10 protein-coding genes are annotated in these 11,696 nt (G+C 72.1%); 5 read left to right on the top strand and 5 right to left on the bottom strand.

Going from position 1 to position 11,696, the window contains the following annotated elements; translation table 11 throughout:
* Positions 1 to 17: 17 nt before the first annotated feature.
* The 4 genes from alaS to GKE56_RS03375 all read right to left on the bottom strand — a co-directional run bounded on the left by alaS (position 18) and on the right by GKE56_RS03375 (position 4,970).
* On the bottom strand, positions 18 to 2,720 hold the full coding sequence (gene alaS, locus GKE56_RS03390; protein WP_154683353.1) for an alanine--tRNA ligase: 2,703 nt from the start codon (positions 2,718 to 2,720) through the stop codon (positions 18 to 20).
* Positions 2,721 to 2,810: 90 nt separating this feature from the next.
* Positions 2,811 to 3,140 carry a DUF6167 family protein gene (locus GKE56_RS03385; RefSeq protein ID WP_154683352.1) on the bottom strand — a complete coding sequence of 110 codons (330 nt, stop codon included), beginning with the start codon at positions 3,138 to 3,140 and terminating at the stop codon, positions 2,811 to 2,813.
* Between the two features lie 6 nt (positions 3,141 to 3,146).
* Entirely contained in the window at positions 3,147 to 3,521 is a 375-nt protein-coding gene (locus tag GKE56_RS03380) for a DUF948 domain-containing protein (protein WP_154685590.1), read from the bottom strand.
* Positions 3,522 to 3,557: 36 nt separating this feature from the next.
* Positions 3,558 to 4,970 carry a replication-associated recombination protein A gene (locus GKE56_RS03375; protein ID WP_230209158.1) on the bottom strand — a complete coding sequence of 471 codons (1,413 nt, stop codon included), beginning with the start codon at positions 4,968 to 4,970 and terminating at the stop codon, positions 3,558 to 3,560.
* Positions 4,971 to 4,989: 19 nt separating this feature from the next.
* Between GKE56_RS03375 and GKE56_RS03370 the strand changes: the two genes are divergently transcribed.
* Genes GKE56_RS03370 through GKE56_RS03355 form a run of 5 tightly spaced genes read left to right on the top strand, consistent with a single transcriptional unit; the run spans position 4,990 to position 9,706 of the window.
* The gene (locus GKE56_RS03370) at positions 4,990 to 6,633 is read left to right on the top strand and encodes an MMPL family transporter (RefSeq protein ID WP_230209157.1); all 1,644 of its coding nucleotides are present in this window, start codon (positions 4,990 to 4,992) and stop codon (positions 6,631 to 6,633) included.
* Positions 6,623 to 7,210, top strand: a complete 588-nt coding sequence (locus tag GKE56_RS17175) for an MMPL family transporter (protein ID WP_230209156.1) — start codon at positions 6,623 to 6,625, stop codon at positions 7,208 to 7,210. The genes GKE56_RS03370 and GKE56_RS17175 overlap by 11 nt, the downstream gene beginning before the upstream one ends.
* Positions 7,207 to 7,971 carry a GNAT family N-acetyltransferase gene (locus tag GKE56_RS03365; protein ID WP_154683351.1) on the top strand — a complete coding sequence of 255 codons (765 nt, stop codon included), beginning with the start codon at positions 7,207 to 7,209 and terminating at the stop codon, positions 7,969 to 7,971. Before GKE56_RS17175 ends, GKE56_RS03365 begins: the two co-directional genes overlap by 4 nt.
* 39 nt (positions 7,972 to 8,010) lie before the next feature.
* Entirely contained in the window at positions 8,011 to 8,835 is an 825-nt protein-coding gene (locus GKE56_RS03360; protein ID WP_154683350.1) for an alpha/beta fold hydrolase, read from the top strand.
* A gap of 55 nt (positions 8,836 to 8,890) precedes the next feature.
* Positions 8,891 to 9,706 carry a DUF427 domain-containing protein gene (locus tag GKE56_RS03355; protein WP_154683349.1) on the top strand — a complete coding sequence of 272 codons (816 nt, stop codon included), beginning with the start codon at positions 8,891 to 8,893 and terminating at the stop codon, positions 9,704 to 9,706.
* Positions 9,707 to 9,799: 93 nt separating this feature from the next.
* On the opposite strand, the gene aspS is transcribed toward GKE56_RS03355, so the two are convergent.
* Positions 9,800 to 11,614: an aspartate--tRNA ligase gene (gene aspS, locus GKE56_RS03350; protein WP_154683348.1), complete on the bottom strand. Its 1,815-nt coding sequence runs from the start codon at positions 11,612 to 11,614 to the stop codon at positions 9,800 to 9,802.
* Positions 11,615 to 11,696 lie beyond the last annotated feature (82 nt).

Below are 11,696 nucleotides of genomic sequence, written 5' to 3'. Positions count from 1 at the left end.
CGGGTCAGAGTTCGGGGTCACCCAGCGGCCTGGGTGGCTGCACGGACCGCGTGGTCGACCTGGCCGAGCGCATCGCCGGTGCGGGCGACATCGGTGCCACCGCCCTGGGCGAGGTCGTCCTTGCCGCCGCCGCCGCCGCCGAGGGTCTGGGCCGCGACGCGCACGAGGGCGCCGGCCTTGATGCCGCGCTCGCGCGCCCGGGCGTTCGTCGCCACGACGACGCCGGGGCGGTCGTTCGCCACGCCGGTGAGGGCGATGACCGCGGGGGCGCTGTCACCGAGGCGGTTGCGCAGGTCGAGGGCCATGGTCCGCAGGTCGTCGGCGCTCGCGCCGGCCCCCGCGTCGTGGGTGAGCAGGCGGATGCCGTTGACGTCGCGGGCGTAGGCGACGAGCGAGGCCGTCGCGGCCTGGACCTGCTCGCGGCGGATCCGCTCGATCTCACGCTCGGCGTCGCGGACGCGGGCAACGAGCGCGGCGACGCGGTCCTTGAGCTCACCGGGCTGGACCTTGACGATGTCGGACAGCTCGGCGACCAGGGCCCGCTCCTTGGCGAGGTAGCGCAGGGCGTCCATGCCCACGAACGCCTCCAGACGGCGCACGCCGGAGCCGACCGACGACTCGCCGGTGACCGACAGCGCGCCGATCTGCGAGGAGTGGCCGACGTGGGTGCCACCACAGAGCTCGCGGGACCACGGGCCACCGATCTCGATGACGCGGACCTGCTCGTCATAGGTCTCGCCGAACAGCGCCAGCGCACCGAACTCGCGCGCCTCGGGCAGCGTCATGTACTGCGCCGAGACGGGCAGGTCGCGCCGCACGGCGAGGTTGGCGACCTCCTCGATCTCGCTGCGGGTCTCGGGCGAGAGCGCCTGCCCCCACGCGAAGTCGAGCCGCAGGTAGCCGGGCTTGTTGTACGACCCCGACTGCAGGGCCGACGGGCCCAGCACCTGGCGCAGGGCTGCGTGGACCACGTGCGTGCCCGAGTGCGCCTGGCAGGCCGAGATCCGCCACTCCGGGTCGACCTCGGCCGAGACGGCCTGCCCGGCGCGCACCGGACCGGTGAGCACCTCGACGGTGTGGGCGACCAGGCCCTTGACCGGCCGCTGGACGTCGACGACCTTGAGGTGGGCGCCGTCGGCGGTGATGATGCCCGCGTCGGCGATCTGGCCACCGGACTCGGCGTAGAAGGGGGTGCGGTCGAGCACGACCTGCCCCCGCTGGCCGGGCTCGAGCTCCTCGACCCGCTCGCCGTCCACGACCAGGCCGAGGACCTTCGCCTCGGAGGTCAGCTCCTGGTAGGCCCGCCAGTCGGTCGCGCCGAGCGCCCGCAGGTCGCGCCAGACCTCGGTGTTGGCGTGGCCGCCCTTCTTGGCCTTGGCGTCGGCCTTGGCGCGCTCGCGCTGCTCCTGCATGAGCCGGGTGAAGCCGTCGCGGTCCACCTGCAGCCCCTGCTCGGCAGCCATCTCCAGGGTGAGGTCGATCGGGAAGCCGTAGGTGTCGTGCAGCTGGAACGCCTGGTCGCCGGGCAGCGTGCTGCCGCCGCCCTGCTTGGTGCGGCTGACCGCGGTGTCGAGGATGGTCGTGCCCGCAGCCAGGGTCCGCCGGAAGGCCTCCTCCTCGGCATACGCGATCTGGGAGATGCGGTCGAAGCCGCTCTCGAGCTCGGGGTAGGAGTTCTTCATCCGCTCCACCGAGACCGGCAGCAGCAGCGGCAGGCTGGGCTCGTCGAAGCCGAGCAGGCGCATCGACCGGACGGCGCGGCGCAGCATCCTGCGCAGGACGTAGCCGCGACCCTCGTTGCCGGGCGTGACGCCGTCACCGATGAGCATGAGCGAGGACCGCACGTGGTCGGCCACGACGCGCAACCGCACGTCGTCGGGGTGGGAGTCACTCGCTGCGTGACCGGAGTGCGCGCCGTACTTCTTGCCAGTGAGCTCGGCAGCGCGGTCGAGGACGGGGTAGACCTCGTCGATCTCGTAGAGGTTGTCGACGCCCTGGAGCAGCGTGGCCATGCGCTCCAGGCCCATGCCGGTGTCGATGTTCTTGTTCGGCAGGTCGCCGGCGATGTCGAAGTCGTCCTTGGCCCGCACGGCGGACAGGTCGTACTGCATGAACACGAGGTTCCAGAACTCGAGGTAGCGGTCCTCGTCGACGGCCGGGCCACCCTCGCGGCCGTACTCGGGGCCGCGGTCGAGGTAGATCTCGCTGCAGGGACCACCAGGACCGGGAACGCCCATGTGCCAGTAGTTGTCGAGCTTTCCACGGCGGACGATCCGCTCGACGGGGATGCCGATGGTGTTCTTCCACAGGTCGAACGCCTCGTCGTCGTCCTCGTAGACGGTCGGCCAGATCTTGTCGGCGTCGAGGCCGAAGCCGCCCTGGTCCTGGGGCGTCGTGACGAGCTCCCAGGCGAAGGTGATGGCGCCTTCCTTGAAGTAGTCGCCGAACGAGAAGTTGCCGTTCATCTGGAAGAACGTGCCGTGCCGCGAGGTCTTGCCGACCTCCTCGATGTCACCGGTGCGGACGCACTTCTGCACCGACGTCGCGCGGTCCCACTGGGGCGCCTGCTGCCCGAGGAAGTAGGGCTTGAAGGGCACCATGCCGGCGTTGACGAACAGCAGGTTCGGGTCGTCGTAGACCAGCGGAGCGGACGGGACGACCGTGTGGCCCTTGCTCTCGTAGAACGAGAGAAAGCGGCGCCTGATCTCGGCGGTTTCCATGGGGTGTGGTCAGTCCTTCGGTGCAGGCAGAAAAGCAGGCAGAAAACTACACGGCGTATGCCGGGGCGGCGGCGGGTGCGCCACGCGCCCCTAGCGAGCCCTGGGGGCGCGGTCGGCTCTCGGGCCCGTGGGGTCGTCGAGAAGCGCGCGGGCCGAGGCCGGGTCGAGACGCCGACCCGTGGTCTCGGCCTCGTCCGTGGTGGTGGTGTCGGTGTCGATCCCGAGGGCCAGGCGCAGCTCGTCCTCGCGCTCGGCCATGCCCTCGCGGACCGCGGCGGCCAGCTCGCGCAGCCCGTCGCCGAAGTCGGCCAGGCCGTGCGCCACCCCGGCCGGGGTGTATGCCTGCGCGGCCTTGCCCACCTTGCGCACGGCATACACGCCGGCGGCAGCGCCGAGGGCGGTCCAGAACAGACGTGACATCGGTGATCAGCCCCTGCGGCGGCGACGGCCGCCCTTGGCCGGGCCGCTCAGGGCGGTCCGGACGCCGTAGGTGAACGCGGCGACCTTGACGACCGGGCTGCCGAGGGTGGCAGCGAACAGCGAGGTCAGCGCGTTGACGTTGGTGGTCATCGCCGAGACGTTGGTCGTGATGCCGTCGACCCGGGCCAGCTGCTCGTTGGTCAGGCTCACGGTGTCGGTGAGCTTGAGCAGCGTCGGCTGGACGTTCTCGGTGGTGCTGCGCAGGCTCAGCCTTGTCTCGTCGAGGATCTTGCCCGCCTTGCCGATCACGCTGCCCAGCCGGAAGACGAGGAACGCAAAGGCCAGGGCCGCGATCAGGCCCGCGACGTCGCCGAGACTCACATCCATGGCGGCCACCCTACCCCGACGGCTCCACGCTCACTGCACGTCGGTGTGGCCGCGGATGCGGGACTTCAGCCACGCCCAGCGCGGGCCGAGCCGCTCCTCGAACCCGCGGTCGGTGGGGCGGTAGTAGTCGGTGTGCCCCTGCAGGTCATCGGGCAGATAGGCCTGCTGGGCGACCCCCTCGGGCTCGGCGTGCGCGTAGACGTACCCGTCGCCGTGCCCCAGCCGGGACGCCCCGGCATAACCGCTGCCCCGCAGGTGCGGCGGCACCGCGCCGCCGCGGCCGGCGCGGATGTCGGCGATCGCCTCGTTGATGCCGGTGTATGCCGCGTTGCTCTTGGGTGCGAGCGCGTTGTGGACGACCGCCTGGGCGAGGATGATCCGCGCCTCGGGCATGCCGATCTGTGCGACGGCGTGCATCGCGGCGACCGCTGTCTGCAACGCGGTGGGATCTGCCATGCCGACGTCCTCGCTGGCCGCGATGACGATGCGCCGGGCGATGAACCGCGGGTCCTCGCCGGCTTCGAGCATCCGGGCGAGGTAGTGCAGGGAGGCATCGACGTCGGACCCCCGCATCGACTTGATGAGGGCCGACGCCACGTCGTAGTGCTGGTCGCCGGTGCGGTCGTAGCGCACGGCCGCGAACGCCACGGCCTGCTCGGTGTGCGCGAGGGTGATCTCGACCGGGCCGTCGAGCTCCGCGCCCGGGGCGACGTCGTCCTGCGCAACGCCGGCCGCGGCCTCGAGGGCGGTGAGGGCTCGCCGCGCGTCTCCCCCGGCGATGCGCACGAGATGGGCCGCCGCGTCGTCGGCGAGGGCGTACTCACCGGCCAGCCCCCGGTCGTCCGCGATCGCCGAGGCCAGCACGTCGGCCACCTCGTCGTCGCTGAGCGGTGCAAGCGTGATGAGCATCGAGCGCGACAGCAGCGGGGCGATGACCGAGAACGAGGGGTTCTCGGTCGTCGCAGCCACGAGGATCACCTGGCGGGTCTCGACGCCCGGGAGCAGGGCGTCCTGCTGGGCCTTGGTGAACCGGTGGATCTCGTCGAGGAACAGCACCGTCTGCCGGTCGTACATGTCGCGCTCGCGCGCGGCCTGGTCCATGACCGTGCGCACGTCCTTGACGCCGGCCGTCACCGCGCTCAGCTGGACGAAGGTGCGGTCAGCCGCGGTGGCCACGAGGTGCGCCAACGTCGTCTTGCCGGTGCCCGGAGGCCCCCAGATGATCGCCGACAGCGAGCCGGCCGATCCCCCGGAGCCCTCGATCAGGCGGCGCAGCGGGCTGCCCGGGCGCAGCACGTCGGACTGACCGCGGACCTCGTCCAGCGACCGGGGTCGCATGCGCACCGCGAGCGGGGGCAGCGACGCGCCGGAGGGCACGCCATCCTCGTCCGCACGCGCCGACGTCGCGGCGGCGAACAGGTCATCCCCGGTACTGGTACCCACGGGTGGCAGGCTATCTCCCGTGACCGACGCCCCCGCCGCCGCCAGCCACCCGGACCGGTCACGATCGGGGCTCTCGCGCGTCGGCACCGCGATCGCCCGCAGGCCCAAGACGGTGGTCATCGCCTGGGTCCTGCTCGTGGCGGCCGGGTTCGGCCTCGCCGCAGGCGCCTTCGGCGGCGACTCGCTGTTCGGCCGGCTGCACACGGGCGAGCCCACCGTCTCCGGAGAGAACAGCGCCGGGCGCGACCTGCTCACCGCGGCGGGCGGTTCCCAGCTGTCGACCTACACCGTGCGCGTCGACGGGGTGGACCTCGCGGCGCCGGCCACCCGCCACGCCGCGCTCGCGGCATACCAGCGGGTCCGCGCCATCCCCGGCGTCGACTCGGTCGCCATGCCGTATGCCGTGCCCGGCGGGCTCACCTCCCCCGCGGCCGCCGCCCTGCTCAAGGACGGTTCCCCCGGCTCGCGCGGGTTCGCCACCGTCGTGACCCTCGCCGGCGACCCGGACCGGGCGACCCACCAGCGCATCGCGGGCGCCGTCGTCGCGGCCTTCGCGCCGCTGCGTTCGGTGGCGGGCGCCCGGGTCACGAGCTCGGGCCTCCAGGAGCTCATCGACGCCATCACCGGCCAGCTGCAGGTCGACCTGCGGACCGGCGAGGGCATCGCCCTGCCTGTGAGCTTCCTCGTCATGGTGGTCGTGTTCGGCGGGTTCGTCGCCGCGGGCATGCCGATCGCCGGAGCCGTCGCCTCGATCGCCGGAGCGCTCGCCTCACTGCTGGCCTTCTCGTACGTCATCGACCTCGACGCCACCGCGGTCAACGTCGTCACCGTGCTCGGCCTCGGGTTGTGCATCGACTACGGCCTGCTCACAGTCAGCCGGTTCCGCGAGGAGCTGCGGCTGCGAGCGCGCGGGCTGCCTGCCGGCCAGATCACACGCGAGATGATCCAGGCCGCGGCGGCACGCACCGTGGACTCCGCGGGCCGCACCGTGGTGTTCTCGGGGCTCACCGTCGGCATCTCGCTCGGTGGTCTCCTCGTCTTCGAGTCCCAGCTCATGAAGGCCATCGGCGCGGCCGGGCTGTCGGTCGTCCTCATCGCCATGCTCGTCGCGCTGACCCTCATCCCCGCGCTGTGCGTGGTCGGAGCGCGGCGGCTGCTACGCCGGGGCGGCACCGAGGTGGCCCCCGAGGAGGGGGTCTTCTCGCGGCTCGCGCAGTGGGTGCACCGCCGCCCCGTCCCGATCATCGTGCTCGTCCTGGCCGCCCTCGTGGGGCTGGCGCTGCCCGCGTTCGACCTGCGCCTCACGTCCTCGGGAGCGGGTCTGCTGCCGACCAGCTCGTCGACCCGGCAGTTCTTCGACGGGCTCACCGCCGACTACCCCGGGCTCGGCGGCGCCGACGTCACCGTCGTCGCGCAGGCGCCGCTGGCGCAGACCCAGGCGTATGCCGCGCGGCTGCACCTGCCGCAGGGGGACCCGGGTCACCGAGGTGGCCTCGGTCGGCACCGGCCTGAGCGTGGTGCGGATCGACACCCCGGGCGGTGGCCTCGACGACCCCGCCCGCGCCCTGGTCCCCCAGCTCAAGGAGCACCGGCCACCCTTCCCCTCCTACGTCGTCGGGCAGGCCTCGAGCCTGCAGGACTTCACCGACTCGATGTGGCGTAGAGCGCCGTACGCGTTCGCCCTGGTCGCCCTCGCCACCCTGGTCCTGCTCTTCCTCATGACCGGCTCGGTCGTCATCCCGGTGAAGGCGCTGCTGCTCAACGTCGTCTCCCTCGGCGCCTCGCTCGGGGTCATCGTCTGGGTCTTCCAGCATGGACACCTCCAGGGCCTGCTGGGGTTCGCCCCCGTCGGCGCGGTGGAGTCGACGATCCCGCTGCTCGTCCTGGCGTTCGGGTTCGGGCTCTCCATGGACTACGAGGTGTTCCTCCTCTCGCGGGTCGTCGAGCTCCACGAGCGCGGGTACGGCAACGACGAGGCCGTCGTGCTCGGCCTGCAGCGCTCAGGTCGCATCATCACCTCGGCCGCGCTGCTTGTCGTGATCGTCTTCTCCGGGTTCGTGGCGGGCAAGCTGCTCGTCATCAAGGAGACCGGCGTGGGCCTGGCGACGGCCGTGGCCATCGACGCCACGCTCGTGCGCATGCTGCTCGTCCCGGCCACCATGACCCTCCTGGGCGACTGGAACTGGTGGGCGCCGGCCCGCCTACGGCGCTGGCACTCCCGGTTCGGGATCACCGAGTGACGCTGCGCCAGCTGCGGTCCCATGCCGAGGTCCTCGACGCCAGCGGCGGCGACGCCTTCATCAGGTACGACCTGCCGACGGCTCTCGAGCACCCCGGGTGGGCGCTGGGCCGGGCGGTCGTGGTCACCCGGCGCACGCACACCCGGCGGCTCGGCCTGCTCGTGCTCGGGCCACCGGCCGACGTCGACGCCCTCTCCGCGCACCTCGTGCGTGAGGCGCTGCTGCCGCCGGGTGTCGGCGCCGTGACCGTGGCCCACGACGCGCTTGCGGCCGTTGCCGCGCACCTGCCCCTTGCCGACGGCAACGACTGGGAGTGGATGTATGCCGTGTCACCGCCGCCGCTCGTCGCCGCCGAGTCCCGGCTGGTGGCCCTCGGTCCGGACGACCTCGGCGACCTCCAGGACCTCCTCGGGTCGGCCAACCCCCGCACCGATGCCCGACCGTTCGCGTACCCGGGCCAGGTGTGGGTGGGAGTCCGCACCGACTCCGGCCGGCTGGTGGCCTGTGGCGTGCGCGAGCCCAGCCTGGCCGGCTACCCGATCCTGTCGGGCATCACCGTGGACCCCGCCCACCGCGGCACCGGGCTGGGGCTGGCCGTCACGGCATACCTCACCCGCGCGGCTGTCGCGCAGGCCGGCGTGTGCACCCTCGGCATGTACTCCGACAACGACGTGGCCCGGCGGGTCTACCGCGGGCTGGGCTACCGCGGTGACCACCGCTGGGCGAGCCGACGGCTGGCGCCGGGCCCCTCCCCTGCCTAGATTCGGCAGCATCGGCAGTCGACGACGAGAGGACCCACCATGCCCACCGTAGGCAACGGCAGCGTCAGCATCCACGTCGAGGACAGCGGTGGTGACGGCCGTCCGGTGGTCCTCATCCACGGCTGGCCGCTCAGCAGCGCGGCGTGGTCCGACCTGACGCCTGTCCTGGTCGGCGCAGGCTACCGGGTCGTCGCCTACGACCGCCGTGGCTTCGGGCAGTCGGACCAGCCCGGTGAGGCCAGCGGGTACGACTACGACACCCTTACGTCCGACCTCGACGCCGTGATGCGCGAGCTCGACCTCACTGACGTGACGCTGGTCGGGTTCTCGATGGGCGGCGGCGAGGTGGCCCGGTACCTCGGGACGCACGGTGCGGATCGGGTCCACAGCGCCGTCTTCGCCTCCGCCATCCCGCCGTGCCTGCTCAAGGACGACGACCACCCGGACGGCGGCCTCGACCTCGACACCGTCGCCACGATGCAGGACCAGCTGCGGGCCGACCGGGAGGGCTTCCTGGACGGGTTCCTCACGAACTTCTTCTCCGCGGGCGGGCAGCTCAAGGTCACCGAGGAGCAGCGTCAGCAGGCCCTCGCCCTCGCCGCGCAGGCAGACCTGCACGCGTTGGCCGAGTGCATCCGGTCCTGGGTCAGCGACTTCACCGGCGACCTGGCCACGGTCACCGTGCCGACCCTGGTGGTCCACGGCGACAGTGACGCCATCGTCCCCATCGAGGTGTCCGGTAGCCGCACCCACGAGGCGGTCCCAGGCAGCGAGCTGCGAGTGCTGGCGAGCGGCCCGCACGGCGTCTTCGCCAGCCACACCGAGGAGTTCAACGCCGCGATCCTCGAGTTCGTCCAGCGCTGAGGTCGGTGGGCCAAAGCCGTTGCACAGCCCCCTGGCTCGGGCGCACGCTGGCAGGGTGAGCCTTGACCTGTCTGCCCAGTGGCGATCCAGCCTCGCCGAGCTCCGGTACGCCAGCACCGCGAAACGCCTTCGGGCGACCCTCGACGGCGAGCCAGCCCTCGACACGACCGACGCCCTGCTCGTCTGGGAACCGCGCCGGGTGGTGCCCCAGTACGCGGTGCCCGCCCAGGACCTGCGGGTGCGGCTCGAAGCGCTGCCGGCCACGCCGACGCCAGCCGACCTGCCGCCCGTGATGGGGCCGCAGAACTTCGCGGTGCACACCTGCCCCGGAACTGCGCTGACGCCCACGTCGGGCGCGTCAGCCGGGGTCGAGGTGGGGTTCCGGCCCGACGACCCGGCGCTCGGTGGGCGGATCATCCTCGACTTTGCCCGGTTCGACTGGACCGAGGAGGACGAGCCGGTCATGGGCCACGCCCACGACCCGTTCAAGCGGATCGACGTCCTGCGCAGCAACCGGCACGTGGTGGTCCGGCTCGGCGACACGGTGCTGGCCGAGTCGCGCCGGGCTCACGCGCTGTTCGAGACCTCACTGCCGGTGCGGTGGTACCTGCCGCGCGAGGACGTGCGGATGGACCTGCTCGCGCCATCGCAGACCCACACGGTCTGCGCCTACAAGGGCGTGGCCAGCTACCTCAGCGCCGACCTCGAGGGCGGCACCGACATCGCCTGGTTCTACCCCGACCCGCTCCACGACGCCCTGCCGGTGCGTGACCTCGTGGCCTTCTGGTCGGAGCGTGCCGAGGTGACCGTCGACGGCGCCCCCGTAGCCGGACGGATGCCACCGGAGGCGCCAGGCAGGCGCGCCTCCTGAGCGAGCCACGCGGCATACCGGGCGTGATCGCTGCTGGGCAGCATCCTCAGGGTCCTGACGCCGAGGATCCTGCCCACCAACCGGCGAGCGGCCTCAGCCCTCGTGGGCAGCACCGACCGGAGCCGGTATGCCGTCCGCGGGCTTGGCGTCGACGCCCGCCTCCTTGCGTTGCTCGGCGGTGATCGGCGCCGGCGCCGCGGTCAGCGGGTCGTAGCCGCCACCGGACTTCGGGAAGGCGATGACGTCGCGGATGGAGTCCGTGCCGGCGAGCAGGGACACGATGCGGTCCCAGCCGAAGGCGATGCCACCGTGCGGCGGTGCGCCGAAGGCGAAGGCGTCGAGGAGGAAGCCGAACTTCTCCTGCGCCTCGTCCTCGGAGAGCCCCATGACCTTGAACACGCGCTCCTGCACGTCGCGGCGGTGGATACGGATCGACCCGCCACCGATCTCGTTGCCGTTGCACACCAGGTCGTAGGCGTACGCCAGCGCCGAGCCGGGGTCGGTGTCGAAGGTGTCGAGGAACTCGGCCTTCGGCGAGGTGAAGGCGTGGTGCACTGCGGTCCAGGCACCGGCCCCCACCGCCACGTCGCCCGCGGCGACGGCCTCGGACGCCGGCTCGAACAAGGGGGCGTCGAGCACCCACAGGAACGACCAGGCGTCCTCGTCGATGAGCTCGCAGCGACGGCCGATCTCGAGGCGGGCCGCGCCGAGCAGGGCCCGCGAGGACTTGGTGGGACCGGCCGCGAAGAAGACGCAGTCGCCGGGCTGGGCGCCGACGTGGGCGGCCAGGCCCGCGCGCTCGGCGTCGCTGAGGTTCTTGGCGACCGGGCCACCGAGGGTGCCGTCGTCCTGGACGAGTACGTAGGCCAGGCCCTTGGCGCCACGGCTCTTGGCCCAGTCCTGCCACGCGTCGAGCTGCTTGCGCGGCTGGGAGGCACCGCCGGGCATGACGACCGCGCCGACGTACTCGGACTGGAAGACCCGGAACGGGGTGTCGGTGAAGTAGTCGGTGCACTCGACCAGCTCGTTGCCGAACCGCAGGTCGGGCTTGTCGGAGCCGAACCGCGCCATCGCGTCGGCATAGGTCATCTGCAGGAACGGCGTCTGCAGCTCGACCCCGATGAGCTTCCAGACCTCCTTGACGATCTCCTCACCGAGCTCGAGCACGTCGGCCTGTTCGACGAAGGACATCTCGATGTCGAGCTGGGTGAACTCGGGCTGGCGGTCGGCGCGGAAGTCCTCGTCGCGGTAGCAGCGCGCGATCTGGTAGTAGCGCTCCATGCCGGCGACCATGAGCAGCTGCTTGAACAGCTGGGGGCTCTGCGGCAGCGCGTACCAGGAGCCGGGCGCGAGGCGCGCGGGCACGAGGAAGTCGCGGGCGCCCTCCGGGGTGGACCGGGTCAGCGTCGGCGTCTCGATCTCGATGAAGTCGCGGGCGCCGAGCACGGAGCGGGCCGCGGCGTTGACCCGCGAGCGCAGGCGGATGGCCGACCCCGCCGAGGAGGCACCGGGGCGGCGCAGGTCGAGGTAGCGGTGCTTGAGGCGCGCCTCCTCACCGACGGTGACGCGCTCGTCGATCTGGAACGGCAGCGGCGCGGAGGCGTTGAGCACCTCGATCGAGCTCGCGACGACCTCGACCTCACCGGTGGGCAGGTCGGGGTTGACGTTGTTCTCGGTGCGGGCGACGACCTCGCCGGTCGCCCGGATGCAGTACTCGTTGCGCAGGTCGTGGGCCGCACCGGTGAGGACCTCGTCCCGAGCCACGACCTGGACGATCCCGCTGGCATCGCGCACGTCCAGGAAGGCCACTCCGCCGTGATCGCGCCGACGAGCGACCCAGCCCGTGAGCGTGACGGTCTGACCGGCGTGGTCGGCGCGCAGGGTGCCGGCCTCATGGGTGCGGAGCACGAGAGATCCTTCGATTCAGTCGGGTGGTGAACCCGGCCATCCTACGGACCGGGCCACGCGGCATACGAATCGGTTTCCGGGC

It is taken from the genome of Nostocoides sp. HKS02 (genome assembly GCF_009707485.1).
Taxonomy (GTDB): domain Bacteria; phylum Actinomycetota; class Actinomycetes; order Actinomycetales; family Dermatophilaceae; genus Pedococcus.
This window is presented reverse-complemented; position numbering and strand designations above follow the sequence as displayed.